28 protein-coding genes are annotated in these 24,519 nt (G+C 61.9%); 15 read left to right on the top strand and 13 right to left on the bottom strand.

The genetic code is table 11. From position 1 onward, the window contains the following. Genes K5Y35_RS09330 through K5Y35_RS09315 form a run of 4 tightly spaced genes read left to right on the top strand, consistent with a single transcriptional unit; the run spans position 1 to position 2,576 of the window. The gene (locus tag K5Y35_RS09330) at positions 1 to 435 is read left to right on the top strand and encodes a DUF4426 domain-containing protein (RefSeq protein ID WP_222834118.1); all 435 of its coding nucleotides are present in this window, start codon (positions 1 to 3) and stop codon (positions 433 to 435) included. Continuing rightward, positions 432 to 1,028: an RdgB/HAM1 family non-canonical purine NTP pyrophosphatase gene (gene rdgB, locus K5Y35_RS09325; protein ID WP_128616408.1), complete on the top strand. Its 597-nt coding sequence runs from the start codon at positions 432 to 434 to the stop codon at positions 1,026 to 1,028. The genes K5Y35_RS09330 and rdgB overlap by 4 nt, the downstream gene beginning before the upstream one ends. Beyond that, the gene (gene hemW / locus K5Y35_RS09320; RefSeq protein ID WP_261991436.1) at positions 1,025 to 2,230 is read left to right on the top strand and encodes a radical SAM family heme chaperone HemW; all 1,206 of its coding nucleotides are present in this window, start codon (positions 1,025 to 1,027) and stop codon (positions 2,228 to 2,230) included. The genes rdgB and hemW overlap by 4 nt, the downstream gene beginning before the upstream one ends. Positions 2,231 to 2,252: 22 nt before the next feature. Beyond that, positions 2,253 to 2,576, top strand: coding sequence for a DUF3392 domain-containing protein (locus tag K5Y35_RS09315; protein ID WP_095186985.1), 324 nt, complete (start codon positions 2,253 to 2,255; stop codon positions 2,574 to 2,576). Between the two features lie 131 nt (positions 2,577 to 2,707). On the opposite strand, the gene trmB is transcribed toward K5Y35_RS09315, so the two are convergent. The 4 genes from trmB to K5Y35_RS09295 all read right to left on the bottom strand — a co-directional run bounded on the left by trmB (position 2,708) and on the right by K5Y35_RS09295 (position 4,950). Then, positions 2,708 to 3,433, bottom strand: coding sequence for a tRNA (guanosine(46)-N7)-methyltransferase TrmB (gene trmB, locus K5Y35_RS09310; protein WP_016983240.1), 726 nt, complete (start codon positions 3,431 to 3,433; stop codon positions 2,708 to 2,710). Between the two features lie 9 nt (positions 3,434 to 3,442). Further along, the gene (locus K5Y35_RS09305; RefSeq protein ID WP_110644432.1) at positions 3,443 to 4,237 is read right to left on the bottom strand and encodes a thiazole synthase; all 795 of its coding nucleotides are present in this window, start codon (positions 4,235 to 4,237) and stop codon (positions 3,443 to 3,445) included. A 60-nt stretch (positions 4,238 to 4,297) separates the two neighbouring features. Next, positions 4,298 to 4,498 carry a sulfur carrier protein ThiS gene (gene thiS, locus K5Y35_RS09300; RefSeq protein ID WP_027610571.1) on the bottom strand — a complete coding sequence of 67 codons (201 nt, stop codon included), beginning with the start codon at positions 4,496 to 4,498 and terminating at the stop codon, positions 4,298 to 4,300. An 80-nt stretch (positions 4,499 to 4,578) separates the two neighbouring features. After that, positions 4,579 to 4,950 carry a DUF423 domain-containing protein gene (locus K5Y35_RS09295; RefSeq protein ID WP_222834117.1) on the bottom strand — a complete coding sequence of 124 codons (372 nt, stop codon included), beginning with the start codon at positions 4,948 to 4,950 and terminating at the stop codon, positions 4,579 to 4,581. A gap of 74 nt (positions 4,951 to 5,024) precedes the next feature. Here K5Y35_RS09295 and mtgA point away from each other — a divergent pair, with 74 nt between their 5' ends. Further along, positions 5,025 to 5,747 (top strand): monofunctional biosynthetic peptidoglycan transglycosylase, encoded by a 723-nt coding sequence (mtgA, locus tag K5Y35_RS09290; protein WP_123469568.1) that lies wholly within the window; start codon positions 5,025 to 5,027, stop codon positions 5,745 to 5,747. A 181-nt stretch (positions 5,748 to 5,928) separates the two neighbouring features. Here mtgA and rpoH read toward each other — a convergent pair whose 3' ends face one another. From rpoH to ftsY, 4 genes are all read right to left on the bottom strand, one after another. Beyond that, a complete protein-coding gene (gene rpoH, locus K5Y35_RS09285; protein ID WP_003229146.1) occupies positions 5,929 to 6,783 on the bottom strand; it encodes an RNA polymerase sigma factor RpoH in 855 nt (284 codons plus the stop codon). A 114-nt stretch (positions 6,784 to 6,897) separates the two neighbouring features. Then, a complete protein-coding gene (gene ftsX, locus K5Y35_RS09280; RefSeq protein ID WP_123469571.1) occupies positions 6,898 to 7,923 on the bottom strand; it encodes a permease-like cell division protein FtsX in 1,026 nt (341 codons plus the stop codon). Continuing rightward, positions 7,920 to 8,591 carry a cell division ATP-binding protein FtsE gene (ftsE, locus tag K5Y35_RS09275; RefSeq protein ID WP_009051326.1) on the bottom strand — a complete coding sequence of 224 codons (672 nt, stop codon included), beginning with the start codon at positions 8,589 to 8,591 and terminating at the stop codon, positions 7,920 to 7,922. The genes ftsX and ftsE overlap by 4 nt, the downstream gene beginning before the upstream one ends. Beyond that, the gene (gene ftsY / locus K5Y35_RS09270; protein WP_222834116.1) at positions 8,588 to 10,087 is read right to left on the bottom strand and encodes a signal recognition particle-docking protein FtsY; all 1,500 of its coding nucleotides are present in this window, start codon (positions 10,085 to 10,087) and stop codon (positions 8,588 to 8,590) included. Before ftsY ends, ftsE begins: the two co-directional genes overlap by 4 nt. A 344-nt stretch (positions 10,088 to 10,431) precedes the next feature. Between ftsY and K5Y35_RS09265 the strand changes: the two genes are divergently transcribed. From K5Y35_RS09265 to K5Y35_RS09245, 5 genes are read left to right on the top strand one after another with little or no spacing between them, the layout of a single operon-like run. Then, on the top strand, positions 10,432 to 11,787 hold the full coding sequence (locus K5Y35_RS09265) for a M16 family metallopeptidase (protein ID WP_123469575.1): 1,356 nt from the start codon (positions 10,432 to 10,434) through the stop codon (positions 11,785 to 11,787). Beyond that, positions 11,780 to 13,267: a M16 family metallopeptidase gene (locus K5Y35_RS09260; RefSeq protein WP_123469577.1), complete on the top strand. Its 1,488-nt coding sequence runs from the start codon at positions 11,780 to 11,782 to the stop codon at positions 13,265 to 13,267. The genes K5Y35_RS09265 and K5Y35_RS09260 overlap by 8 nt, the downstream gene beginning before the upstream one ends. Next, on the top strand, positions 13,267 to 13,875 hold the full coding sequence (gene rsmD / locus K5Y35_RS09255; RefSeq protein ID WP_123469579.1) for a 16S rRNA (guanine(966)-N(2))-methyltransferase RsmD: 609 nt from the start codon (positions 13,267 to 13,269) through the stop codon (positions 13,873 to 13,875). Before K5Y35_RS09260 ends, rsmD begins: the two co-directional genes overlap by 1 nt. Before the next feature lie 52 nt (positions 13,876 to 13,927). Beyond that, complete coding sequence (locus K5Y35_RS09250) at positions 13,928 to 14,926, top strand: hydrolase (RefSeq protein WP_222834115.1); 999 nt, start codon at positions 13,928 to 13,930, stop codon at positions 14,924 to 14,926. Further along, complete coding sequence (locus K5Y35_RS09245; protein ID WP_222834114.1) at positions 14,923 to 15,774, top strand: AraC family transcriptional regulator; 852 nt, start codon at positions 14,923 to 14,925, stop codon at positions 15,772 to 15,774. Before K5Y35_RS09250 ends, K5Y35_RS09245 begins: the two co-directional genes overlap by 4 nt. Before the next feature lie 31 nt (positions 15,775 to 15,805). On the opposite strand, the gene K5Y35_RS09240 is transcribed toward K5Y35_RS09245, so the two are convergent. Together K5Y35_RS09240 and K5Y35_RS09235 are read right to left on the bottom strand one after the other, a co-directional pair. Continuing rightward, positions 15,806 to 16,660 (bottom strand): sulfurtransferase, encoded by an 855-nt coding sequence (locus K5Y35_RS09240; protein ID WP_222834113.1) that lies wholly within the window; start codon positions 16,658 to 16,660, stop codon positions 15,806 to 15,808. 32 nt (positions 16,661 to 16,692) lie between these two features. Then, positions 16,693 to 17,364, bottom strand: coding sequence for a TetR/AcrR family transcriptional regulator (locus K5Y35_RS09235; protein ID WP_123469587.1), 672 nt, complete (start codon positions 17,362 to 17,364; stop codon positions 16,693 to 16,695). A gap of 145 nt (positions 17,365 to 17,509) precedes the next feature. Between K5Y35_RS09235 and K5Y35_RS09230 the strand changes: the two genes are divergently transcribed. The 5 genes from K5Y35_RS09230 to K5Y35_RS09210 all read left to right on the top strand — a co-directional run bounded on the left by K5Y35_RS09230 (position 17,510) and on the right by K5Y35_RS09210 (position 22,170). After that, the gene (locus tag K5Y35_RS09230; RefSeq protein ID WP_222834112.1) at positions 17,510 to 18,940 is read left to right on the top strand and encodes a coniferyl aldehyde dehydrogenase; all 1,431 of its coding nucleotides are present in this window, start codon (positions 17,510 to 17,512) and stop codon (positions 18,938 to 18,940) included. Between the two features lie 29 nt (positions 18,941 to 18,969). Next, a complete protein-coding gene (locus tag K5Y35_RS09225) occupies positions 18,970 to 19,515 on the top strand; it encodes a twin-arginine translocation pathway signal protein (protein ID WP_222834111.1) in 546 nt (181 codons plus the stop codon). Between the two features lie 111 nt (positions 19,516 to 19,626). Next, entirely contained in the window at positions 19,627 to 21,222 is a 1,596-nt protein-coding gene (locus K5Y35_RS09220) for a GMC family oxidoreductase (RefSeq protein WP_222834110.1), read from the top strand. 115 nt (positions 21,223 to 21,337) lie between these two features. Further along, positions 21,338 to 21,817 carry a pantetheine-phosphate adenylyltransferase gene (gene coaD, locus K5Y35_RS09215; RefSeq protein WP_003229157.1) on the top strand — a complete coding sequence of 160 codons (480 nt, stop codon included), beginning with the start codon at positions 21,338 to 21,340 and terminating at the stop codon, positions 21,815 to 21,817. 101 nt (positions 21,818 to 21,918) lie between these two features. Next, the gene (locus K5Y35_RS09210) at positions 21,919 to 22,170 is read left to right on the top strand and encodes a YfhL family 4Fe-4S dicluster ferredoxin (RefSeq protein ID WP_003195146.1); all 252 of its coding nucleotides are present in this window, start codon (positions 21,919 to 21,921) and stop codon (positions 22,168 to 22,170) included. Between the two features lie 150 nt (positions 22,171 to 22,320). On the opposite strand, the gene K5Y35_RS09205 is transcribed toward K5Y35_RS09210, so the two are convergent. From K5Y35_RS09205 to K5Y35_RS09195, 3 genes are all read right to left on the bottom strand, one after another. Continuing rightward, a complete protein-coding gene (locus tag K5Y35_RS09205; RefSeq protein WP_123469595.1) occupies positions 22,321 to 22,644 on the bottom strand; it encodes a multidrug transporter in 324 nt (107 codons plus the stop codon). A gap of 70 nt (positions 22,645 to 22,714) precedes the next feature. Further along, a complete protein-coding gene (gene mutM / locus K5Y35_RS09200) occupies positions 22,715 to 23,527 on the bottom strand; it encodes a bifunctional DNA-formamidopyrimidine glycosylase/DNA-(apurinic or apyrimidinic site) lyase (protein ID WP_025112080.1) in 813 nt (270 codons plus the stop codon). Positions 23,528 to 23,539: 12 nt separating this feature from the next. Continuing rightward, the gene (locus tag K5Y35_RS09195; protein ID WP_177490471.1) at positions 23,540 to 24,352 is read right to left on the bottom strand and encodes an HDOD domain-containing protein; all 813 of its coding nucleotides are present in this window, start codon (positions 24,350 to 24,352) and stop codon (positions 23,540 to 23,542) included. Positions 24,353 to 24,519: the final 167 nt, after the last annotated feature.

Genomic DNA, 24,519 nt, shown 5'->3' with positions numbered 1-24,519 from the left:
ATGGGTCGCTTGATTACTGTGCTATTGGCCGCCTGCCTGAGTCTGTCGGCGGTGGCCGCCGATGCCATCAAGGGCGAACGCAAGGAAGTGTTCGGTGACGTCACCGTGCACTACAACACCTTCAACTCGACCTTCCTGACACCCGACATCGCCAAAGCGGCCGAGCTGATCCGCAGCAAGAACCAGGGCGTGATCAATGTCTCGGTGATCAAGGACGGCAAACCGTTGAGCGCCAACGTCACCGGCACGGTCAAAGACCTGACCAGCCAGAGCGTGCCGCTGAATTTCCGCCAGGTCATCGAACAGGGCGCGATCTACTACATCGCCCAGTACCCGGTGGAGCAGCAGGAAACCCGCACCTTTGAAATCAAGGTGCAGAACGGCGACAAGATCCACACCATCAATTTCAACCAAGAGCTTTTCCCCGGCGAATGATGAACCTCAAGCAACTCGTACTGGCCAGCCATAACGCCGGCAAACTCAAAGAACTCCAGGCCATGCTCGGCGAATCGGTGCAACTGCGCTCGATCGGCGAATGGAGCAAGGTCGAGCCGGAAGAAACCGGCCTGTCGTTCGTCGAGAACGCGATCCTCAAGGCGCGCAATGCCGCGCGCATCTCCGGTTTGCCGGCGCTGGCCGATGACTCCGGCCTGGCAGTGGACTTCCTTGGCGGTGCCCCGGGCATCTACTCGGCGCGCTACGCCGACGGCAAGGGCGATGCGGCGAACAATGCCAAGCTGCTCGACGCCCTCAAAGACGTGCCGCAAGCCGAGCGCGGCGCGCAGTTCGTCTGCGTGCTCGCCCTGGTGCGCCACGCTGATGATCCGCTGCCGATCCTTTGCGAAGGCCTGTGGCACGGGCGCATCCTCACCGCCGCCAGCGGCGAGCACGGTTTTGGCTACGACCCGCTGTTCTGGGTGCCGGAACGTGACGTCTCCAGCGCCGAACTGAGCCCGGCCGACAAGAACCAGATCAGCCACCGCGCCCGTGCAATGGATCTGCTGCGCCAGCGTCTGGGCCTGAAATGACCGACAGCCCCTCTGCGTCGTCGCTGATCATCGGCGGCGCCGCTTCTTCGCCTCGGGCGCCGCTGCCAACGCTGCCGCCCCTGGCGCTGTACATCCACATCCCGTGGTGTGTGCGCAAATGCCCGTATTGCGATTTCAACTCGCACACCGCCAGCCCCGTACTGCCAGAAGAGGAATACGTCGACGCGTTGCTGGCCGATCTCGATCAGGACCTGCACGCCGTTTACGGCCGTGAAATCAGCTCGATTTTCTTCGGTGGCGGCACGCCGAGCCTGTTCAGTGCCGAGGCGCTTGGGCGCTTGCTCAAAGGCGTCGAGCAACGCATTCCGTTCGCCCACGACATCGAGATCACCCTGGAAGCCAACCCCGGCACCTTCGAACAAGAGAAGTTCGTCGCGTACCGCAAGCTGGGGATCAATCGCCTGTCGATCGGCATCCAGAGCTTCCAGCAGCAGAAGCTTGAGGCCCTTGGACGCATCCACAACGGCGACGAAGCGGTGCGCGCGGGCGGTATGGCGCGGCAGGCCGGGTTCGATAACTTCAACCTCGACTTGATGCATGGCTTGCCCGATCAGTCGCTGGAAGATGCCTTGAGCGATCTGCGCCAGGCGATCGAACTGAAACCGACGCACATCTCCTGGTATCAGCTGACACTGGAGCCGAACACCGTGTTCTGGAACCAGCCGCCGGTGCTGCCGGAAGACGATACGCTGTGGGATATTCAAGAGGCCGGGCAAGCGCTGCTGGCCGAGCACGGTTACGCACAATACGAAGTGTCGGCCTATGCCCAGCCCGGTCGCCCGGCGCGGCATAACCTCAACTACTGGAGTTTTGGCGACTTCATCGGCATCGGCGCGGGTGCGCATGGCAAGCTCAGCCACCCGAACGGGCGCATCGTGCGCACCTGGAAGACGCGCCTGCCGAAGGACTATCTCAACCCGGCCAAGAGCTTCCAGGCTGGCGAGAAAGCCCTGAGCAATGACGAGATGCCGTTCGAGTTCCTGATGAATGCCTTGCGCCTGACCGCCGGCGTCGAGTCGCATCTGTACCCGGAACGCACCGGCCTGTCGCTGGACACGCTTGCCGAAGGCCGGGCCGCGGCAGAACAAAGCGGTCTGTTGCAGGTCGAACCGTCACGTCTGGCGGCCACCGAGCGCGGACAGCTGTTTCTCAATGACTTGCTGCAACAATTTCTGACCTGACTTCAGTCCCAAGGGAAAACGCATGGATTTGATACTCGACCTGCTCGCCACGGTGTCCCGCTGGAGCCGCAGCAACCTCTCGGAAATTGCCCTGGCCCTGGTGGGCTGCCTGCTGGTGCTGTTCGGCGCTGACTTCAAAGGCTGGGTCGAGCAACGCCTGGGCAGCATCGCCGGCGCCCTGCGCGTGCCGCTGATGGCGCTGCTGTGCATGATCGGCAGCGGCGCCGCGCTGATCTACGCCACGCCGTGGGTGATCAAGGGTTTGAGCCAGTTCAACAACTACAGCCTGGCGCCCGTCCTGCTGGTAGTCCTCGTCCTCATCGGCGTAGTCGCCGACCGCCGCTGAATCTAATGCACCAAAAAACACTGTGGGAGCGGGCTTGCCCGCGATGGCGGCATAACAGTCGACAAAAATGTTGAATGTTATGGCCTCATCGCGGGCAAGCCCGCTCCCACAGGTTCATCTACAGCCTGAGATCAGGACTGTTTCTCGAACTTCAGATCCCACACGCCATGCCCAAGACGTTCGCCACGGCGTTCGAACTTGGTGATCGGGCGTTCGGCCGGGCGCGGTACGCACTTGCCGTCTTCGGCGAGGTTGCGGTAGCCCGGGGCGACGTTCATCACTTCCAGCATGTACTCGGCATACGGTTCCCAGTCGGTGGCCATGTGCAGAATGCCGCCAACCTTCAACTTGCTGCGCACCAGCTCGGCGAACGAGGCCTGAACGATACGGCGCTTGTGGTGACGGCTCTTGTGCCACGGATCCGGGAAGAACAGCATCAGGCGATCGAGGCTGTTGTCGGCGATGCAACGGTTGAGCACTTCGATCGCGTCGCAATCGTAGACCCGCAGGTTGGTCAGGCCCTGGGTCAGCACGCCATTGAGCAGCGCGCCGACACCCGGACGGTGCACTTCAACACCGATGAAGTCCTGATCCGGCGCGGCCGCGGCCATTTCCAGCAGCGAGTGGCCCATGCCGAAACCGATCTCCAGCGAGCGCGGCGCCGAGCGGCCGAACACCTGGTCGTAATCCACCGGCGCGTCGGCCAGCGGCAGCACGTACAGCGGCGCGCCCTGGTCCAGACCGCGCTGCTGGCCTTCGGTCATGCGCCCGGCGCGCATCACGAAACTCTTGATGCGGCGGTGTTGGCGCTCGTCGCCTTCTTCCGTCTGGATAGGCGTGTCGTTCGATTCAGTCATCAATGGCTCTTACTTGATCAGACCATCCAGCGGCGAAGAGGCGCTGGCATAGAGTTTTTTCGGCATGCGGCCGGCGAGGTACGCCAGACGGCCGGCAACGATGGCGTGCTGCATGGCTTGAGCCATCATCACCGGTTGCTGGGCGTGGGCGATGGCCGAGTTCATCAGCACGGCATCACAACCCAGCTCCATGGCGATGGTGGCGTCGGAAGCGGTACCGACACCGGCATCCACCAGCACCGGGATCTTGGCTTCTTCAAGGATGATCTGCAGGTTGTACGGGTTGCAGATCCCCAGACCGGAACCGATCAGACCGGCCAGCGGCATCACCGCGATGCAGCCGATTTCCGCCAGTTGGCGAGCGATGATCGGGTCATCACTGGTGTAAACCATCACGTCGAAGCCTTCCTTGACCAGCGTTTCTGCAGCCTTGAGGGTTTCGATCACGTTGGGGAACAGGGTTTTCTGATCGGCCAGCACTTCCAGCTTCACCAGGTTGTGGCCATCGAGCAGCTCACGGGCCAGGCGGCAGGTGCGCACGGCTTCGATGGCGTCGTAGCATCCAGCGGTGTTCGGCAGGAAGGTGTAGCGCTCCGGCGACAGCACTTCGAGCAGGTTCGGCTCGCCTTCGATCTGGCCCAGGTTGGTGCGGCGCACAGCGAAGGTCACGATCTCGGCACCCGAGGCTTCGATGGCCTGGCGGGTTTCTTCCATGTCACGGTACTTGCCGGTACCGACCAGCAAACGCGACTGGTAAGTACGACCGGCCAGGACGAAAGGCTTGTCGCTACGAACGATGCTCATGGGGAGTCCTCTTGAGGGGTGAGGGTCTTGCAGAATTCTGTGCCCTTGCGAACCGGGCGATTAGCCGCCGCCGATGGCGTGCACCACTTCGACGTTATCGCCGTCGTTGAGAACGGTGTCGGCATGCTGGCTGCGCGGGACGATATCCAGATTGAGTTCGACTGCCACCCGGCGACCGGTCAGGTCCATACGGGCGATCAGGGCCGCAACGGTTTCACCGTCGGGCAGTTCAAGGGATTCGCCGTTCAACTGAATGCGCATGCGCTAGGCCGCCATCATTTTTAGGGGGTGGCATTCTAGCCCGATCATGACCTAAAGGTCAGCACCAAGCGTCAAGCGGTTTACTGCAGGCGCCAGGCGGCAAGTCCAAGGCACAACCAGCCGACCAGAAACGCCAGGCCACCGAACGGCGTGATGATGCCGAGCTTGCTGATGCCGGTGGTGGTCAACACATACAGGCTGCCGGAGAACAGCAGGATGCCGACAGTGAAAGAAACCCCGGCCCACGTCACCAGTCGGCCTGGTATCTGCGTCGCCAGCAGCGCTACACCGAACAATGCCAGAGCATGCACCAGTTGATAGGTGACGCCAGTGTGAAAAATTGCCAGATACTCAGGCGTCAGGCGGGCTTTAAGGCCATGGGCAGCAAAGGCCCCCAGGGCGACACCCGTGAAACCGAAAAAAGCGGCCAGCATCAGAAAGCCACGCAGCATTGGGAACTCCAGTCAGACGCGATCGGCAGGGTCTGTATAATGGCCCGCTCCACGGGTTCGGCCAAGCCATCTCTATGCTGCGTACAATTTTCCGTCGCCTCACGAAGGCCCTGCTCTGGTTCGCGGGTGGCAGCGTCGTGCTGGTCCTGCTGTTCCGCTTCGTGCCGCCGCCCGGCACGGCGCTGATGGTCGAGCGCAAAGTCGAATCCTGGGTCGACGGCGAACCGATCGACCTGCAACGCACGTGGAAACCGTGGGACGAGATCTCCGACGACCTCAAAGTCGCGGTCATGGCCGGTGAAGATCAGAAGTTTCCGGAGCATTGGGGCTTTGATTTCAGTGCGATCCAGGCCGCATTGGCGCATAACGAGCTGGGTGGTTCGATTCGCGGCGCCAGCACCTTGAGCCAGCAAGTGTCGAAGAACCTGTTTCTGTGGTCGGGTCGCAGCTATTTGCGCAAAGGCCTGGAAGCCTGGTTTACCGCGCTGATCGAGGTGTTCTGGCCCAAGCAACGGATTCTTGAGGTGTACCTCAACAGCGTCGAGTGGGACGACGGGGTGTTTGGCGCTGAGGCTGCGGCCCGCCATCACTTTGGCGTAAGCGCAAAGTCGCTGACACGACAGCAGGCGAGTTATCTGGCGGCCGTTCTGCCCAACCCCCGCGTCTGGAGCGCAAGCCATCCGACGGCTTATGTGTCGCGCCGGGCCGGGTGGATTCGGCAGCAGATGAGTCAATTGGGCGGAACCAGTTATCTGCTGGGGCTCGATGATTCGCGCCGGGCGCCTTGGTCTGAATAACGCTGAAGATCCCCTGTGGGAGCGAGCTTGCTCGCGAATGCGGTGGATCATTCAGCAGTGGCGGTGACTGACACTCCGCTTTCGCGAGCAAGCTCGCTCCCACATGGGCTTTGTGTGAAGCCTGAAATGAAAACGCCCCGATCATCGCTGATCGGGGCGTTTTTTGTTGCCTGAGCGCCGGTTATGCGGCGATCGACAACTTGAGCTTGTTCATCGCGCTCTTCTCGAGCTGACGGATCCGCTCGGCCGACACGTTGTACTTCTGCGCCAGGTCGTGCAGCGTGGCTTTCTCTTCTGCCAGCCAGCGCTGATAGAGGATGTCGCGGCTACGTTCGTCCAGCACTTCCAGCGCTTCGTGCAGGTTGTGATTGGAATTGTCGCTCCAGTCGGCATCTTCCAGTTGACGCGCCGGGTCGTACCGGTGGTCTTCCAGGTAGTTGGCCGGCGACTGGAAAGCACTGTCGTCGTCCGCTTCGGCGGCCGGGTCGAAGGCCATGTCATGGCCGGTCAGGCGACTTTCCATCTCGCGCACTTCCCGCGGCTCGACGCCGAGGCTTTCCGCCACACGGTGGACTTCCTCGTTGTTCAGCCACGCCAGGCGTTTCTTCTGGCTGCGCAGGTTGAAGAACAGCTTGCGCTGGGCCTTGGTGGTCGCGACTTTCACAATGCGCCAGTTGCGCAGAATGAATTCGTGAATTTCCGCCTTGATCCAGTGCACGGCGAACGACACCAGACGCACGCCCATTTCCGGGTTGAAGCGCTTCACGGCCTTCATCAGGCCGACGTTACCTTCCTGGATCAGGTCAGCCTGAGCCAGGCCGTAGCCGGAATAGCTACGGGCAATGTGTACGACAAATCGCAGGTGGGCGAGCACCATCTGCCGAGCCGCCCCCAAATCCTGCTCGTAATAGAGACTCTCGGCCAGTTCACGCTCCTGCTCCGGCGTCAGCAATGGAATGCTGTTGACGGTGTGTACATAGGCTTCCAGGTTCGCACCCGGAACCAGCGCATACGCAGGTTGCAAAGAATTGGTCATGCGAAAAAACCTCCGACTTACATACTCGTGCCTTTCAGCACTGCGAAAAATTGACCGGGAACTCAGGTACAAGTTCCCAAAAAACCACAAGGCCAATCACGCGCAAAAAAGATTCTACTTCGGCGCCAGCTCCCTGAGATGACGCGCGACTGCAATCCATGCACCGATATAACCCAACAGCACCGCGCCAAGCAAGAGCGACAGACCGTCGGCAACTGGCACTCCGGCCAGCGCGAAATCACTGCCGTACAAGCCGGCCAGTCCAACCACCGCATCGTTCAGCCAGTTCAGGCCAAACGCCAATACGCCCCAGGACAACAGCCCGGCACCGAAACCATACAACGCGCCCATATAAAGGAAGGGACGTCGCACATAGCTGTCAGTGCCGCCGACGAGTTTAATCACTTCGATCTCGATTCGGCGGTTTTCAATATGAAGACGAATGGTATTGCCTATCACCAAAAGTAATGCAGAAACCAGCAGCACCGTCAGACCGAAGACAAACCGGTCGCCGAGCTTGAGGATCGCGGCCAGACGCTCGACCCAGACTAGATCAAGTTGCGCCTGTTGTACCTTGGGCAGCTCGGAAAGTTTTTGTCTTAATGCTTCCAGGGTCGGCTTGTCGACCTCGTTCGGCGTCACCAGCACCACGCCGGGCAGCGGGTTCTCCGGCAGTTCGCGCAGGGCTTCGCCAAGGCCGGACTGTTGCTGAAACTCTTCCAGCGCCTGATCACGACCGACATATTCAGCATCCGCCACGCCAGGCATGCCTTTGATCTGTTCGCGCAACGACTCGCCCTGCTCCGGGCTGGCATCGAGTTGCAGGTACAGCGAAATCTGCGCCGCCCGCTGCCACGAACCGCCCAGACGCTCGACGTTGTTGAGCAACAGCGACAGGCCCATCGGCAGGCTCAGCGCCACGGCCATCACCATGCAGGTGAAGAAGCTGCCGATCGGCTGCTTGCCAAGACGCCGCAGGCTGTCGAGCAGGCTGGCGCGATGGCTTTCGACCCAGGCGCGAAACAGCGTGGCAAAGTCGGGACCGTCGTCTTCGTCGTGTTTTTTCTTCTTCGGTGGCTGCGGATCGGCGGCCTTCGGGGCCACACGTTCGGAAACCTTCGGACTGCGTGTCGCACTCATACGCTGGCCTCCCCGTCGCCGATCAAGCGACCGCGTTGCAGGGTCAGCATGCGATGCCGCATGCGCGCAATCAGGGCCAGGTCGTGACTGGCGATCAGCACGCTGGTGCCCAGCCGGTTGATGTCTTCGAACACGCCCATGATCTCGGCCGCCAGACGCGGGTCGAGGTTACCGGTCGGTTCGTCCGCCAGCAGCAGGGCCGGACGGTGAACGATGGCCCGGGCAATGCCGACGCGCTGTTGCTGACCGGTGGACAGGTCGCCCGGGTACAGATCGGTTTTATCCGACAGCGCCACGCGCTCCAGCGCCGAATCGACACGCTTGGCGATTTCGGCCTTGGACAGCCCGAGAATCTGCAACGGCAACGCGACGTTGTTGAACACCGTGCGATCGAACAGCAACTGGTGATTCTGGAACACCACGCCGATCTGCCGACGCAGGAACGGAATCTGCGCGTTGCTGATGGTGCTCAGATCCTGCCCGGCCAGCAGCAGCTTGCCGCTGGTCGGACGCTCCATCGCCAGCAACAGGCGCAGCAAGGTGGATTTACCGGCACCGGAGTGACCGGTCACAAACAAGAATTCGCCACGACGGACTCGAAAGCTCAGCTCATGCAAGCCGACGTGACCGTTCGGGTAGCGCTTACCGACCTGTTCGAAACGAATCATGAACGCTCCCGCTCGGCAAACAGTGCCTGGACAAAGGGTTCGGCTTCAAAGGTGCGCAAATCGTCGATGCCTTCACCGACGCCGATGTAGCGGATCGGCAGGCCAAACTGCTTGGCCAGGGCAAAAATCACCCCGCCCTTGGCGGTGCCGTCGAGCTTGGTCAGCGCCAGGCCGGTCAGTTCGACGGTCTGGTTGAATTGCTTGGCCTGGTTGATGGCGTTCTGGCCAGTACCGGCATCGAGCACCAGCAGCACTTCGTGAGGCGCGTCGGCGTCGAGCTTGCCGATCACCCGGCGAACCTTTTTCAGTTCTTCCATCAGGTTGTCTTTGGTATGCAGGCGACCGGCGGTGTCGGCGATCAGCACGTCGATGCCACGGGCCTTGGCGGCCTGCACGGCGTCGAAGATCACCGAAGCCGAGTCGGCGCCGGTGTGCTGGGCGATCACCGGGATCTTGTTGCGTTCGCCCCAGACCTGCAGTTGCTCAACGGCCGCGGCGCGGAAGGTGTCACCGGCGGCGAGCATGACTTTCTTGCCTTCCAGTTGCAGCTTCTTCGCCAGTTTGCCGATGGTGGTGGTCTTGCCGGCACCGTTGACGCCGACCACCAGAATCACGAATGGCTTGTTCTGCGAGACGATCTTCAGCGGTTGTTCGACCGGTTTGAGCATCGCCGCCAGCTCGGCCTGCAGGGATTTGTACAACGCGTCGGCGTCGGCCAATTCTTTGCGGGCGACCTTCTGGGTCAAGCGCTGGATGATTTGCGTGGTGGCTTCGACGCCCACGTCGGCGGTCAGCAGACGGGTCTCTAGGTCGTCGAGCAGGTCGTCGTCGATGGTCTTGCGACCGAGAAACAGGCTGGCCATGCCTTCGCCGATGCTGGCGCTGGTCTTGGACAGGCCTTGCTTGAGGCGGGCGAAGAAGCCGGCCTTGGTTTCTTCGGTGCGTGGCGCTTCGACCGGCGTTTCAACTGGCACCGCAACCGGCACATTGGCGACAGGTGCAGGTGCAGGTGCAGGTGCAGGTTGTTGAACAACCGGGGCAACGACCACAGGCGCAACAGGTTCAGCAATCACCGCCGGCGCAGGCTCGGCGACGGGCTCAAGCACCGGCGCCGGTGCAGCTTCAGGAACAAACGCAGCAGGCGCAGGAATCGGCGGCGTCACGTGCGGCGCAGTTTCTTCAACCAGCGCCACCGGCTCTTCCGCCACCGGCAAGGTCAGCCACGGCTCGGCGGCCGGCGTCAGCGACACCCCGCCTGCCACAGGCACTTCCGGTTCTGGCTCTGGCTCAACCGGTTGCAACACCGGCTCGGCGATCGGCAGAACGATCGGGGCTGGCTCTTCTTCTACGATGGGTGCCGGCGCGGGGGCTGGTTCAGGAATCGCAGGCGGCTGTTCGACAACGGGTTCCTGCGGTTTCTTACGCAGCCATCCGAACAGGCTTTTCTTCTCGCCAGCCGCAGCTGGGGTCTTCTTGTCGTCGTTGGAACCAAACATGGAGGACGGCTATCTCACGGTAGCGACGCGCCATAAGGGCGCCCCGGCAAATAAATATTCGATGCAGAACAGACTGTGTTTCATCCAGCTTGTTCACGCGCAACATGTTGTCGAGGCGCCAGCGGCACCCCAAAGAATCGTATAAACGAAGGACTCAACCGGCAAAATCGGCGAAAAAGCGAAGTCTAGTCGATAAACCGCAGCTTTCTGCCGCCAACCTATACAGCCGTATCAAGCCTGAAAACCTGATAGGCGTGGTCGCCGGTAAAACGGATCAGTATCCTAGCACCTCCTCGCCCGCCTAGGCTAAGACCAAGCGGGCAGCCCAACAGGTTAAAAAACGAATGAATGCTCTAGCCCGCCGCGCTGCTGGCCTGCTGCTCAGCACAGTCTGCCTGCCCCTTTCGGCCCTGGCGGCCGACCCGCAACCGACCCATGAATTCACCCTCGACAATGGTCTCAAGGTCGTCGTGCGCGAAGACCATCGCGCGCCAGTAGTGGTGTCGCAAGTCTGGTACAAGGTCGGTTCCAGCTACGAAACCCCGGGGCAGACCGGTCTGTCCCACGCGCTTGAGCACATGATGTTCAAGGGCAGCGAAAAGGTTGGCCCCGGCGAAGCCTCGCTGATCCTGCGCGACCTCGGCGCCGAAGAGAACGCCTTCACCAGCGACGACTTCACCGCTTATTACCAGGTGCTGGCCCGCGACCGTCTGGGCGTGGCCTTTGAGCTGGAAGCCGACCGCATGGCCAATTTGCGCCTGCCGGCTGACGAGTTCGCCAAGGAAATCGAAGTCATCAAGGAAGAGCGCCGCCTGCGCACCGATGACAAGCCGATGTCCAAGGCCTACGAACGCTACAAAGCGATGGCTTACCCGGCAAGCGGCTACCACACGCCGACCATCGGCTGGATGGCCGACCTCGACCGGATGAAGGTCGAGGAGCTGCGCCACTGGTACCAATCCTGGTATGTGCCGAACAATGCCACGCTGGTGGTGGTCGGCGACGTCACTCCGGACGAAGTCAAAACCCTCGCCCAGCGCTATTTCGGCCCGATTGCCAGACGCGACGTGCCACCGGCGAAAAAGCCGCTGGAACTGGCCGAACCCGGCGAACGCCAGATCACCCTGCACGTGCAGACCCAATTGCCCAGCCTGATGCTCGGTTTCAACGTGCCAAGCATTGCCACAGCCGAAGATAAACGCTCGGTCAACGCTCTGCGCCTGATCTCGGCGCTGCTTGACGGCGGTTACAGCGGACGCATCCCGACGCAACTGGAGCGCGGCGAAGAGTTGGTCTCCGGCGGCTCGTCGAGCTACGACGCCTACACCCGTGGCGACAGCCTGTTCACCCTGTCGGCGACGCCGAACACCCAGAAGAAAAAGACCATGGCGCAAGCCGAGGCCGGTCTGTGGAAACTGCTGGAACAGTTGAAGACCACCGCGCCGTCCGCCGAAGAACTGGAGCGCGTGCGTGCGCAGGTCATCGCCGGCCTGGTCTTCGAACGTGATTCGATCACCAGCCAGGCCACCGCCATCGGTCAGCTTGAAACGGTCGGTCTGTCGTGGAAACTGATGGACACCGAACTGGCCGATCTGGAAAGCGTGACCCCGCAAGACATCCAGAACGCCGCCAAGCTGTATTTCACCCGCGAACGTCTCAGCGTCGCCCACGTCCTGCCACTGGAGACGACTCATGAGTAAGCGCAAATCCCCACGCCTGCTACTTGGCCTGATTGCCGTGGCAGTCATCGGCTCCGCCGCGTTTTATCTGGTACCCGACACTGGGACCCATGCCAGCGAAGCACTGGACAACGCCAAGTCGAGCCAGAAACTGCAATCGCTGACCGAACTCGACGGCAAGGCCCCGGCCAGCCGCAAACTCGACGTACAGACCTGGCACACCGCCGAAGGCGCCAAGGTGCTGTTCGTCGAGGCCCATGAGCTGCCGATGTTCGACATGCGCCTGATCTTTGCTGCCGGCAGCAGTCAGGACGGCAACGTGCCGGGGCTGGCGGTGCTGACCAACGCGATGCTCAATGAGGGTGTCGCCGGCAAAGACGTCGGTGCAATTGCCCAGGGCTTCGAAGGTCTGGGAGCGGATTTCGGCAACGGTGCCTTCAAGGACATGGCGCTGGCTTCGCTGCGTAGCCTGAGCGCCGCCGATAAGCGCGAACCGGCACTCAAGCTGTTCGCCGACGTGGTCGGCAAGCCGACCTTCCCGGCAGACTCGTTTGCGCGGATCAAGAACCAGTTGCTCGCCGGTTTCGAATACCAGAAACAGAACCCCGGCAAACTTGCCACCCTCGAACTGATGAAGCGCCTGTACGGCGACCACCCGTACGCGCACTCGAGTGACGGCAACGCGCAAAGCATACCGAAGATCACCCTGGCGCAACTGCGTGAGTTCCACGCCAAAGCCTACGCGGCCGGCAATGTGGTGATCGCGCTGGTCGGTGATCTGTCCCGCGCCGACGCCGAGGCCATCGCCAATCAAGTGTCCTCTGCCCTGCCGAAAGGCCCGGCCCTGGCGAAGATCGCGCCGCCGCAAGAACCGAAGGCCAGCACCGGCCACATCGAGTTCCCGTCCAAGCAGACCAACCTGATGCTCGCGCAACTGGGCATCGACCGCGATGACCCGGATTACGCGGCACTGTCGATGGGCAACCAGATCCTCGGTGGCGGTGGTTTCGGCACGCGCCTGATGAGCGAAGTGCGCGAGAAACGCGGCCTGACTTACGGCGTGTATTCGGCGTTCAGCCCGATGCAGGCCCGTGGCCCGTTCATGATCAACCTGCAGACCCGCGCGGAAATGAGCGAAGGCACCCTGAAACTGGTGCAGGACGTACTCGCCGATTACCTGAAAACCGGCCCGACGCAGAAAGAACTCGACGACGCCAAACGCGAACTGGCCGGCAGCTTCCCGCTGTCCACCGCGAGCAACGCCGACATCGTCGGCCAACTCGGCGCCATGGGCTTCTATAATTTGCCGTTGAGTTATCTGGACGACTTCATGAAACAGTCCCAGAGCCTGACTGTGGAACAGGTGCGCGACGCCCTGAACAAACACCTGAGCACGGACAAAATGGTCATCGTCAGCGCTGGCCCGACCGTGCCACAAAAGCCGTTACCGGCCCCATCTGATAAACCTGCCGAGCAACCGCTCGGGGTTCCGGAGCATTAATGGCAACTCGTACACCGAAAAAACCTGCGCAAAACGTGCACAACGGCGTGAACCAACTGCGCATCATCGGCGGCGAATGGCGCAGCCGAAAACTGAGCTTCCCCGACGCGCCGGGCCTGCGCCCGACGCCGGATCGCGTGCGTGAAACCCTGTTCAACTGGCTCGCGCCGTATGTGGCCGGGGCCAAGGTGCTGGATCCGTTCGCCGGCAGCGGCGCACTGTTTCTCGAAGCACTGTCCCGTGGCGCGGCCATGGGGCAGGCACTGGACGCCAGCCATGTCGCGGTATCCAGCCTGAAAGAACACCTCGGCACCCTGCGCTGCACCAACGGCCAGGTGCAGACCGCCGACGCCTTGCGCTACCTGGAAACCCAGGTCGCCACGCCGTTCGACCTGGTGTTCCTCGATCCGCCGTTCAACCAGAACCTGTTGCCGGCCGTTTGCACATTGCTGGAAGAGCGCGAATGGCTGGCGCCCGATTCGTGGATCTACACTGAAAGCGAAACCGCGCCGTCGACCCTGGGCCTGCCGGGCAACTGGCGCCTGCACCGCGAGCAGAAATCCGGGCGGGTCTATTACGCGTTGTGGCAACGCATGGCAGTTAACTGAAAGTATTGAAGAACCCTGTGGCGCGGGAGCTGGCTCCCTCGCCACAAAAGGTGTGTGCCCTCTGGAAACTGAACGCTTCACCCCGGCCTTCGGCCTCGGCAATCCGCACCTGCAAACCTTGTGGGGGCCGCTGTGGCGCAAAACCGTGCATATCGAACGCGAGCGCGAACGCTTATGGCTTGAGGACGGCGACTTTCTCGACCTCGACTGGCATGGCCCGCACAGTGCCGAGGCACCCTTGGTGCTGGTGCTGCATGGGCTGACCGGCTCCTCCAATTCACCTTACGTCGCAGGCATTCAGAAGGCGTTGGCCGGTCAAGGCTGGGCCAGTGTTGCGCTGAACTGGCGTGGCTGCTCGGGCGAACCGAACCTGCTGCCGCGCAGTTACCACTCCGGCGCCAGCGAAGACCTTGCCGAAGCCATCAGACACCTGCGCGCCAAACGGCCGCTGGCGCCGCTGTATGCAGTCGGTTATTCGCTCGGCGGCAACGTGCTGCTCAAGCATCTGGGAGAAACCGGCAGCGACAGCGGCGTACTCGGTGCGGTCGCCGTGTCGGTGCCGTTTCGTCTCGATCAATGCGCCGACCGCATCGGCCAGGGCTTTTCCAGGGTCTATCAGGCGCACTTCATGCGCGAGATGGTCGCCTACATCAAGAACAAGCAACGGCAATTCCAGCATGACGGACGCGAGGATGGCCTCGCCGCGCTGGCCGCTCTCGGCTCGCTGGAAAACATGCGTACCTTCTGGGATTTCGATGGCCGGGTGACCGCGCCACTGCACGGTTTTACCGACGCCGAGGATTACTATCGCCGCGCCTCGAGCCGCTATTTCCTCGGTGAAGTCCGCACGCCGACCCTGATCATTCAGGCCGCCGACGATCCGTTTGTCTTCCCCCACAGCCTGCCTTCGGCGCAGGAGCTGTCCGCCACCACGCAATTCGAACTGCAGGCCAAGGGCGGGCATGTCGGCTTTGTCGATGGCACGTTCCGCCAGCCCGGTTACTACCTGGAACGGCGTATCCCGCAATGGCTGGCCCGTGTGACGCCATGAACGAGACGGGCGAGTCGATCCGTTTCTGGCAAACCGCGCCATTGGCCGGGGTCGAACTGTTATCGGCGCGCTACATCGACCATCGCTTCGCCCCCCACGTCCACGACGGCTACGTGATCGGCATGATCATGGCCGGCGCCCAGCGCTACCGGTATCGCGGTGCCGAACACCTGGCCGGCAGCGGCACGCTGGTGCTGATCAACCCGGATGAGTTGCACACCGGTCACAAAGGCACCGAGGACGGCTGGCTGTACCGGGCGTTTTATCCCGATACCGGGCAGATCGTTTCGTTGCTCGAGGAGCTGGAATTGCCGACCGCACCGATGCCGGCCTTCGGCGCGACGCTGTACCGCGATCCGGATCTGGTCAACGGTTTCTGCCAGTTGCACCGTTTGCTGGAAAGCCCCGCCACCGCCCTGCAACAGCAGACGGTGTGGCGCGAGATGATGCTGCTGCTGTTGCAGCGCCACGCGGCGGTGCAGATCAGCGGCAAACCGGGCAAGGAACATCGCGCGGTGGTGCTGGCCAAGGAGCTGCTGCATGCGCAACTGGCTGCACCGCCGTCGCTGGAGGAACTGGCTGCGGCGGTCAATCTGTCGCCGTTCCATTTTGCCCGGGTGTTCCGCCGCGCCACGGGCATGCCGCCGCACACCTGGCTAATGCAACAGCGCATCGCCACAGCGCGCGGCCTGTTGCAGAGCGGCTGTCTGCCGGTGGAAGTTGCCATGCAACTGGGGTTTGCCGATCAGAGCCATCTGAGTCGGCAGTTCAAGCAGGTGTACGGCGTGGGGCCAGCGGCGTATCGCAGTGCCAGACAAAGACCATCAAACACCGAACAACCGGTGTAGGCGTGAGCCTGCCGGGAGAACCTCGTGGGGATCACTCGCCGGTCGCGATGCCTCGGGAAGGCTCGTTGATCCACTCGCTCCACGACCCGGCGTACAACGAAGCCAACGGATACCCCGCCAGGCACAACGCAAACAGGTTGTGACACGCCGTCACCCCGGACCCGCAATACGCCACCAGAGCCGCGGGCGAGCGATCGCCGAGTTTGGCGGCAAACCGCTGCTTGAGCTGGTCCGCCGGCAGGAAACGCCCGTCGCTGCCAAGGTTCTCGGTAAACGCCGCACATTGCGCACCGGGAATGTGCCCGGCAATCGGGTCGATCGGCTCCACTTCCCCCTTGAAACGCGGCAAGGCCCGCGCATCCAGCAGCGTCAGCGCCGGCTGGCCGAGACGCTGCTGCAATTGTTCGGCGCTGAGCAGCAAGCCCATGTCCGCCTGACCGCTGAAATGGCCACGGCTGTTCGCCGGTGCATCCAGGCTCAGCGGTAACCCCGCACCGTGCCAGGCCTTGAGTCCGCCATCGAGGATGAACACACCCTCGCGCTTGCCCAGCCACGCCAGCAACCACCACGCCCGCGCCGCGTAGGCACTGGGACCGTCGTCATAGAGCACCACATCGCTGTCGGCATTGATGCCCCACGCTTGCAGCCGCTCGATCAATACCGCCGGCTCAGGCAGCGGATGACGTCCGGTTACGCCCTTGACCAGCGGCCCGCTGAGGTCACGTTCCAGGTCGGCGAAATGCGCGCCGGCAATGTGCCCTTCGGCGTAGCTGCGCTGACCGTAATCCGGGTCTTCGAGGGCAAAACGACAATCGAGAATCACCAGCCCCGGCTGCTCCTTGCGGGCATCCAGTGCGACGGGGCTGATCAGTTGCGCAATCGGCATGACGGACTCCTGTGGGATGTCGGCGATACGGTTTACTTCACGTCTTCGAGGGCCTGGGCCAGCGGCACGTAGAACTCCTCGAACAATGCGTTGACCTGCTCGCGCGCCTGATCGGTGACGAACCCGGCTTCCAGCACCAGCACCTGATACACGCCGCGTTTGACGGCCTGTTCGCTGAGGTGATTGGAGTTTTCCCGGGTGGTGCACAGGAAGCGCACCCACGACGTCAGGATGATCCACGCATTGAGGGTCAGGGATTCGATCTGCACGCGATCCATTTTCAGGATCCCGGCCGCGACAAAACCTTCGTAAATGGCGGCGCCCTGAATCACGCAGCGCTGGGAAAAACGCCGATAACGGGCCGCCAGCTCGGCGTCGCTGTCGAGCAGGTGCTCGAGATCGCGATGCAGAAAACGGTAACGCCACATCGCCGACAGCAATTCCTTGAGATAGAAACGCTTGTCTTCCACCGTCGCGGCGCGGCCCTGCGGCGGGCGCAGAAAGCTGTCGACCAGGGCTTCGTACTCACTGAACAGCACGGCGATGATCGCCTGCTTGTTGGGGAAGTGGTAGTACAGATTGCCCGGAGAAATCTCCATGTGGGCCGCAATGTGGTTGGTGCTGACGCTGCGCTCGCCCTGCTGATTGAACAGCTCCAGGCTGTTCTGCACGATGCGCTCGCTGGTTTTTATTCGTGGGGCCATGGCTTGAGCTTTAATTCAGAGTGCGGTGACCGGCATCTTACGACCTATCCGGAGCGGGATAAAACAAAGCTGCGCAAGGAAGTCATTTGACTTTCTAGAGCATAGACTCTAGAAAGTCCTCACGATAATAAAACCGGAGCCTTCAATGACTGCCGATATTGCTTACCTGCAAACCTTGCAAGAGCCACTTGAAGCGCTCGACCGGTTGTTCGCCGCGCAACGTGCCGCCTACGCCGTCAACCCGATGCCCCCCGCCGCGCAACGCCAGCAATGGCTGAAGAGCTTGCGCGATTTGCTCAGCAGCGAACGTCAGGCCCTGATCGACGCCATCAGCACCGATTTCAGCCATCGCAGCGCCGATGAAACCTTGCTCGCCGAGCTGATGCCGAGCCTGCATGGCATTCATTACGCCAGCCGCCACCTCAAAGGCTGGATGAAGGCCTCGCGGCGCAAGGTCGGCATGGCGTTCCAGCCGGCTTCGGCGAAAGTGGTGTACCAGCCGCTCGGCGTCGTCGGTGTCATCGTGCCGTGGAACTACCCGCTTTATCTGGCCATCGGCCCGCTGGTCGGCGCGTTGGCGGCGGGCAACCGGGTGATGCTCAAACTCAGCGAATCAACACCGGCGACCGGGCAATTGCTCAAGCAACTGTTCGCCCGCGTATTCCCTGAAGACCTGGTCTGCGTGGTGCTCGGAGAGGCGGACGTCGGCGTGGCATTTTCCCGGTTGCGCTTCGATCACTTGCTGTTCACTGGCGCCACCAGCATTGGCAAGCACGTGATGCGCGCCGCTGCCGAAAACCTCACGCCGGTCACCCTGGAACTGGGCGGCAAGTCGCCGGCCATCGTCTCCCACGACGTACCGCTCAAGGACGCCGCCGAACGCATCGCCTTCGGTAAAACCCTGAATGCCGGGCAGACCTGCGTCGCACCAGACTACGTGCTGGTGCCGGAAGACCGCGTCGGCGGGTTCGTCGAAGCCTATCGCCAGGCCGTCCAGGGTTTTTACCCGACTCTCGCCGACAACCCGGATTACACGGCGATCATCAATGAACGCCAACTGGCACGCCTCAATGGCTACATCAGTGATGCCACCAGCAAAGGCGCGTTGCTGATTCCATTGTTCGAACACGGTCAGGGCCGACGCATGCCGCACAGCCTGTTGCTGAATGTCAGCGACGAAATGACCGTGATGCAGGACGAAATCTTCGGCCCGCTGCTGCCGATCGTGCCGTACCAGGATCTGCAGCAGGCATTCGCTTACATCAATCAGCGACCACGTCCTCTGGCGCTTTACTACTTCGGCTACGACAAACGCGAACAGCACCGCGTGTTGCACGAAACCCACTCCGGCGGCGTGTGCCTGAACGACACCCTGTTGCATGTGGCACAGGACGATATGCCATTCGGCGGCATCGGCCCGTCAGGCATGGGCCATTACCACGGCCATGAAGGTTTCCTCACATTCAGTAAAGCCAAAGGTGTGTTGATCAAGCAGCGCTTCAATGCGTCCAGGCTGATTTACCCGCCCTACGGCAAATCGATTCAGAAACTGATCCAGAAGCTGTTCATCCGCTAAGCCCTTGTCACCGCCGGGTAATAAAAACAATGCACCCAAGCCTGACTGAAACACCTGCGCTGTCGCGCCGTGGCCTGCTGAAGTTCAGCCTCGGCGCCACCGCGTTTCTTGCCACTGCCGGACTCGGCGCCAGCCTCAGTGGCTGTTCGTCGAGCGTGACCGCCAACGGGTTCGCCGCATTGCGCGACGGTGATCTGTTGTTTCTGCGCGCCTTGATTCCAGTGATGCTCGAGGGCGCCGTGGCGAGCGAAAAAATGCCCGGCGCCGTCGATGGCACCCTCAAGTCGCTGGACTACAGCCTTGATCACCTGTCGCCGGAAATGCTCAAACTCACCCGGCAACTGTTCGACGTGCTCGGCATGGCCGTCACGCGCGGGCCGCTCACCGGAATCTGGGGCAGTTGGGAAAACGCCGGCCCCGAGGCCATGCGTCACTTTCTCGAACGCTGGCAGAACAGCTCGCTGAGCCTGCTGCGCATGGGCCACAGCTCCCTGCAGCAAATGGTGATGATGGCCTGGTACACCCGCGCCGAGTCCTGGGCGCACTGCGGCTACCCCGGCCCGCCTAACGTTTGAAACCGGGGCTCGCCCCCACAAGGGAATGCATTTCAATGTGGGAGCGAGCTTGCTCGCGAAGGCGCCAGCCGCCTCACCACCACAGCCAGAATAATAAAGAGAACCTGATCGATGCCCGTACCCGACCCGTTCCGCGAAGGCCTCGCACGAGGCTGGAAAACCTACAACGGCGCGCAGCTCAGTGCCGACCTCAGCCTTGAAGCCGACGTCGCCATCATCGGCAGCGGCGCCGGTGGCGGCACCACCGCGGAAATTCTCAGCGCTGCCGGCTACAAGGTGCTGCTGATCGAAGAAGGCCCGCTGAAAACCAGCTCCGATTTCAAAATGCTCGAAGACCAGGCCTACAGCAGCCTGTATCAGGAAGGTATCGGCCGCATGAGCAAGGACGGCGCGATCACTATCCTCCAGGGCCGCGCGGTCGGCGGCACGACGCTGATCAACTGGACATCGAGCTTTCGTACCCCGGAACCGACCCTCGAGCACTGGGCCAAGGAACACAACGTCAAAGGCCACAGCCCTGCCGAGATGGCGCCGTGGTTCGAGAAAATGGAGCAACGCCTGGGTGTGGCACCCTGGATGGTGCCACCCAACGCCAATAACGACGTGATCCGCAAGGGCTGCGAACAGCTCGGCTACAGCTGGCACCTGATTCCGCGCAATGTGCGCGGTTGCTGGAACCTCGGCTATTGCGGCATGGGCTGCCCGACCAACGCCAAACAGTCGATGATGGTCACCACCATTCCGGCGACCCTGGAAAAGGGCGGCGAGCTGCTCTACCTGGCTCGCGCGGAAAAACTGCTGATCAGCGGCGACAAGGTCTTCGGCCTGCAGTGTGTGGCGATGGACGAACGCTGCGTCGCACCGACCGGGCGCACGATTACGGTCAAGGCGCGGCACTACGTGCTGGCCGGCGGCGGCATCAACAGCCCCGCCCTACTCTTGCGCTCGGACGCGCCAGACCCGCATCAGCGCCTCGGCAAACGCACCTTCCTGCATCTGGTGAACATGTCCGCAGGGCGCTTCGACGAAGTGATCAACCCGTTCTACGGTGCGCCGCAGTCGATCTACTCGGATTATTTCCAGTGGAAGGACGGCACCAGCGGACCGATGGGCTACAAACTCGAAGTGCCACCGCTGCACCCGGCGCTGGCGGCAACGCTGCTGGGCGGCTTCGGCACGCAGAACGCCGAACACATGGCTGATCTGCCGCACACCCACGCGATGCTGGCGCTGCTGCGCGACGGTTTCCACCCGGACAGCCCTGGCGGCAATGTCGAATTGCGCGGCGATGGCTCGCCGGTGCTCGACTATCAGGTCTCGCCTTACGCCTGGGAAGGCTTGCGCCGCGCCTTTCACAGCATGGCCGAGATCCAGTTTGCCGGCGGCGCGCAAGCGGTGATGCCGATGCACGCCGATGCGCGTTACGTGAAAACCCTGGCCGAGGTGCGCACCTTGATCGACGGTTTGAGCCTTGAGCTGTACCGCACACGCCTGGGCAGTGCCCACGTCATGGGTGGCTGCGCGATGGGCGAAGACCCGAAAAACGCAGTCACCGACAGCCTTGGCCGGCATCATCAACTGAGCAATCTGTCGATTCACGACGGCTCGTTGTTCCCCACCAGCATCGGTGCCAACCCGCAATTGTCCGTGTATGGACTGACTGCACAATTGGCGACGTCCCTCGCTGATCGGCTGAGAAATCCGTGAAAAAACCGGTTTATCGCGTCGTCTATAGTGCTTTCTTACCCAACAGGCGACTTGGCCGACCGGGACGGCTGCGATACCATCCGACTCCCCAACGGACTCCCGCCAGGACGACGCGATGAACCGAGTGTTGTACCCAGGTACCTTCGACCCTATTACCAAGGGCCATGGCGATCTGGTCGAACGCGCCTCGCGCCTGTTCGATCACGTGATCATCGCCGTCGCCGCCAGCCCCAAGAAAAACCCGCTGTTCCCGCTGGAACAACGGGTCGAACTGGCTCGCGAGGTCACCAAACACCTGCCGAACGTGGAAGTGGTCGGTTTCTCGACGCTGCTGGCGCATTTCGCCAAAGAGCAGAACGCCAATGTGTTCCTGCGTGGTCTGCGCGCGGTGTCGGACTTCGAATACGAATTCCAGCTGGCCAACATGAACCGCCAATTGGCGCCGGACGTCGAGAGCCTGTTTCTCACACCGTCCGAGCGTTATTCGTTCATTTCCTCGACGCTGGTGCGGGAAATCGCTGCGCTGGGCGGTGATATCAGCAAGTTCGTCCACCCGGCCGTGGCCGACGCCCTGACCCTGCGCTTCAAGAAGTAACGACCGTTCAAACGGCGCCCGCGTGCACTGCGGGCGCCAATGCGGCACAATTGCGCGCATTGATTATTGCGCCCGGGCCTGCCGCCCCGGCTGGAGTTAGCATGTCCCTGATCATCACCGACGATTGCATCAACTGCGACGTCTGCGAACCCGAGTGCCCGAACGCCGCCATTTCCCAAGGCGAAGAGATCTATGTGATCGACCCGAACCTGTGCACCCAGTGCGTTGGCCACTACGACGAGCCGCAGTGCCAGCAGGTCTGCCCGGTGGATTGCATACCGCTGGACGAAGCCCATCCGGAGACTGAAGAACAGTTGATGGAGAAGTACCGCAAGATTACCGGCAAGGCCTGAGTTCTTCAGCGCCGCTGGCGACGCCATCGCGGGCAAGCCCGCTCCCACAGGGTTCTGTGGTGGAACAAAAATTGTGTGAACACCAAAACCTTGTGGGAGCGGGCTTGCCCGCGATGAGGCCATCGGCAACACCGCAAAACCCGGATCAGCTTACTCGCGCTGCTCAAAACCCTCCCCGACACACCCCAGACACCGCACAAACGCTGCCCTCGCCGGGTCAACCACCAGCGCCTGCCCTGCCTCGCCAATTCCGCCACCCAGCGCGGTAAACGGCAACGACACCACAAACGCCCCCGCACCGATTACCGTCGCCACCACCAGCAAAGGTCGGGCGATCAGCAAGTCGCCAAGCATGGCGTAGGCCGGTGGGTTCTGGATGGTGTAACGCGGATCACCGCTGCCGGTTTCCGTGGCCTGGACAGCCAGACTGGAACACAGCAGCAGTGCGGCACAGAGGACTTGCAGGGATTTCATGGCACGATCCTTCGGGCTAGGCAGTGAGACAACTCACTATAGACCGTAGGATGTTTTCGAACGGTTTACCTCAGCTCTGACAGCGCGGGCAGAACACACTGGCGCGCTGACCAAGCTTCACCTCCCGCAGGCCGGTGCCGCAGACTTTGCAGTGTTCACCGCCACGACCATAAACAAACAGCTCCTGCTGGAAGTACCCCGGTTGCCCGTCACCGCCAATGAAGTCACGCAACGTGGTGCCGCCACGCTCGATGGCGGCGGCGAGGATGCGTTTGATCTCGATCGCCAGCTTCAGATAACGCGCCCGCGAGATGCTCTTGGCTTCGCGGCGTGGATCGATGCCGGCAGCGAACAGCGCTTCGGTCGCGTAAATGTTGCCGACCCCGACCACCACCGCGTTGTCCATGATGAACGGTTTGACCGCCATCGAACGCCCGCGCGACAGCTGGAACAGGCGCTCGCCGTCGAACAGATCGGTCAATGGCTCCGGCCCGAGGCGAATCAGCAGTTCATGATTGAGCGGATCGGTGCTCCACAGCATTGCACCGAAGCGTCGCGGATCGGTGTAGCGCAAGGCCAGCCCGGATTCCAGCTCGATATCGACATGCTCATGCTTGAGCGCCGGCAAGCCGACCTCGACCAGGCGCAGGTTGCCCGACATGCCCAAATGACTGATCAACGTACCGACTTCGGCGTTGATCAACAGGTACTTGGCGCGCCGCTCGACCAGCACGATGCGCTGCCCGGACAGGCGCACATCGAGGTCTTCGGGGATTGGCCAGCGCAGCCGGCGGTCACGCACGATGACCCGGCTGACGCGCTGGCCTTCCAGGTGGGGGGCAATGCCCCGGCGGGTGGTTTCGACTTCCGGCAGTTCAGGCATGGCGTCCTCGGATCAATGCGCGCCGAGGTCGCGAATCGTTTGTTTGAGCGTTTCGAAGTCGTAGTCCGACAGGCCGACGTAATCGAGAACCAGCGCACCGATGCTGTTCCACTCCTGGTCTTCGGCCTGGTTGCCGAGCACCCGGTACGACGCGCAGATGTGCTCGGCCATTTTCAGGATCGCCAGCAGATTCTTCATCTGGCTGTTGCGCGAGGACTCGTCGCTGAAGATCGCCAATGCATTGTGGTGATTGGCAATCGCCGAACTGACGTGCTCCGGCAGACGCCACGACTTGGCGGTGTAATAACCGACCACCGAGTGATTGGTGTTGAACTCGGCATTTTCGGTGTCCACCACGCGGCACTCGGCGCTGGCATTGGCGTAAGCCTTTTCCAGCACCGACATGTAGTTGGGGAAGCGTTGCAGCATCAACGGCACGCCACAATCGTGGAACAGGCCCAGTGCATAGGCCTCGTCGCCAGCCTGGGTGCCCACACGCTTGGCCAGGGTCAGGCAGGTCATCGCAACATCCTGGGCGGTATCCCAGAAACGGTTGAGGGTGACGATGGTGTCGTCGTTCATCTCGCCCTTGATCGACTGCGCGTTGATCAGGTTGATGATCGAACGACTGCCCAACAGGTTCACCGCGCGCTGGATCGAGGTGATCTTGTTGCTCAGGCCGTAATAAGGCGAATTGACGATTTTCAGCAGAGAACCGGACAGGCCGGGATCCTGGGCGATCAGCTTGGCGATCACCTCCAGGTCCGGGTCGGGCATGTACTGCTCCATTTGCAGATCCACCATGATCTGCGGCTGCGCCGGCACGCTGATGCCTTGCAGGGATTGTTGAATCTGTTCGGTGGTCAGCTCTTGGGACATAAGTACACACTCTGGGACAGGCGGCGATTCTAACCTCTAAAAACCGCTCGACGACACACCAGTGGGCAATTGTCAGGAACTTTCATTCCCGCCCCGGCTTCGGAGTCTGTAAG

It is taken from the genome of Pseudomonas sp. SC3(2021) (assembly GCF_019856535.1).
Classification (GTDB): domain Bacteria; phylum Pseudomonadota; class Gammaproteobacteria; order Pseudomonadales; family Pseudomonadaceae; genus Aquipseudomonas; species Aquipseudomonas monsensis.
The sequence above is the reverse complement of the archived record's forward strand: the minus strand, read 5'-3'. Positions and strand labels throughout refer to the sequence as shown.

Excerpts from the sequence above, each read along its gene's own strand:
- K5Y35_RS09205 (WP_123469595.1), bottom strand. The coding sequence starts at position 22,644 with ATGAAATCCCTGCAAGTCCTCTGTGCCGCACTGCTGCTGTGTTCCAGT.
- rpoH (WP_003229146.1), bottom strand. The coding sequence starts at position 6,783 with ATGACCAATTCTTTGCAACCTGCGTATGCGCTGGTTCCGGGTGCGAAC.
- K5Y35_RS09315 (WP_095186985.1), top strand. The coding sequence starts at position 2,253 with ATGGATTTGATACTCGACCTGCTCGCCACGGTGTCCCGCTGGAGCCGC.
- coaD (WP_003229157.1), top strand. The coding sequence starts at position 21,338 with ATGAACCGAGTGTTGTACCCAGGTACCTTCGACCCTATTACCAAGGGC.
- K5Y35_RS09230 (WP_222834112.1), top strand. The coding sequence starts at position 17,510 with ATGACTGCCGATATTGCTTACCTGCAAACCTTGCAAGAGCCACTTGAA.
- K5Y35_RS09265 (WP_123469575.1), top strand. The coding sequence starts at position 10,432 with ATGAATGCTCTAGCCCGCCGCGCTGCTGGCCTGCTGCTCAGCACAGTC.
- ftsX (WP_123469571.1), bottom strand. The coding sequence starts at position 7,923 with ATGAGTGCGACACGCAGTCCGAAGGTTTCCGAACGTGTGGCCCCGAAG.
- K5Y35_RS09330 (WP_222834118.1), top strand. The coding sequence starts at position 1 with ATGGGTCGCTTGATTACTGTGCTATTGGCCGCCTGCCTGAGTCTGTCG.
- K5Y35_RS09305 (WP_110644432.1), bottom strand. The coding sequence starts at position 4,237 with ATGAGCATCGTTCGTAGCGACAAGCCTTTCGTCCTGGCCGGTCGTACT.
- K5Y35_RS09225 (WP_222834111.1), top strand. The coding sequence starts at position 18,970 with ATGCACCCAAGCCTGACTGAAACACCTGCGCTGTCGCGCCGTGGCCTG.
- hemW (WP_261991436.1), top strand. The coding sequence starts at position 1,025 with ATGACCGACAGCCCCTCTGCGTCGTCGCTGATCATCGGCGGCGCCGCT.
- K5Y35_RS09240 (WP_222834113.1), bottom strand. The coding sequence starts at position 16,660 with ATGCCGATTGCGCAACTGATCAGCCCCGTCGCACTGGATGCCCGCAAG.
- rsmD (WP_123469579.1), top strand. The coding sequence starts at position 13,267 with ATGGCAACTCGTACACCGAAAAAACCTGCGCAAAACGTGCACAACGGC.
- K5Y35_RS09260 (WP_123469577.1), top strand. The coding sequence starts at position 11,780 with ATGAGTAAGCGCAAATCCCCACGCCTGCTACTTGGCCTGATTGCCGTG.
- rdgB (WP_128616408.1), top strand. The coding sequence starts at position 432 with ATGATGAACCTCAAGCAACTCGTACTGGCCAGCCATAACGCCGGCAAA.
- K5Y35_RS09295 (WP_222834117.1), bottom strand. The coding sequence starts at position 4,950 with ATGCTGCGTGGCTTTCTGATGCTGGCCGCTTTTTTCGGTTTCACGGGT.
- ftsE (WP_009051326.1), bottom strand. The coding sequence starts at position 8,591 with ATGATTCGTTTCGAACAGGTCGGTAAGCGCTACCCGAACGGTCACGTC.
- K5Y35_RS09245 (WP_222834114.1), top strand. The coding sequence starts at position 14,923 with ATGAACGAGACGGGCGAGTCGATCCGTTTCTGGCAAACCGCGCCATTG.
- thiS (WP_027610571.1), bottom strand. The coding sequence starts at position 4,498 with ATGCGCATTCAGTTGAACGGCGAATCCCTTGAACTGCCCGACGGTGAA.
- trmB (WP_016983240.1), bottom strand. The coding sequence starts at position 3,433 with ATGACTGAATCGAACGACACGCCTATCCAGACGGAAGAAGGCGACGAG.
- K5Y35_RS09235 (WP_123469587.1), bottom strand. The coding sequence starts at position 17,364 with ATGGCCCCACGAATAAAAACCAGCGAGCGCATCGTGCAGAACAGCCTG.
- ftsY (WP_222834116.1), bottom strand. The coding sequence starts at position 10,087 with ATGTTTGGTTCCAACGACGACAAGAAGACCCCAGCTGCGGCTGGCGAG.
- K5Y35_RS09220 (WP_222834110.1), top strand. The coding sequence starts at position 19,627 with ATGCCCGTACCCGACCCGTTCCGCGAAGGCCTCGCACGAGGCTGGAAA.
- mutM (WP_025112080.1), bottom strand. The coding sequence starts at position 23,527 with ATGCCTGAACTGCCGGAAGTCGAAACCACCCGCCGGGGCATTGCCCCC.
- mtgA (WP_123469568.1), top strand. The coding sequence starts at position 5,025 with ATGCTGCGTACAATTTTCCGTCGCCTCACGAAGGCCCTGCTCTGGTTC.
- K5Y35_RS09210 (WP_003195146.1), top strand. The coding sequence starts at position 21,919 with ATGTCCCTGATCATCACCGACGATTGCATCAACTGCGACGTCTGCGAA.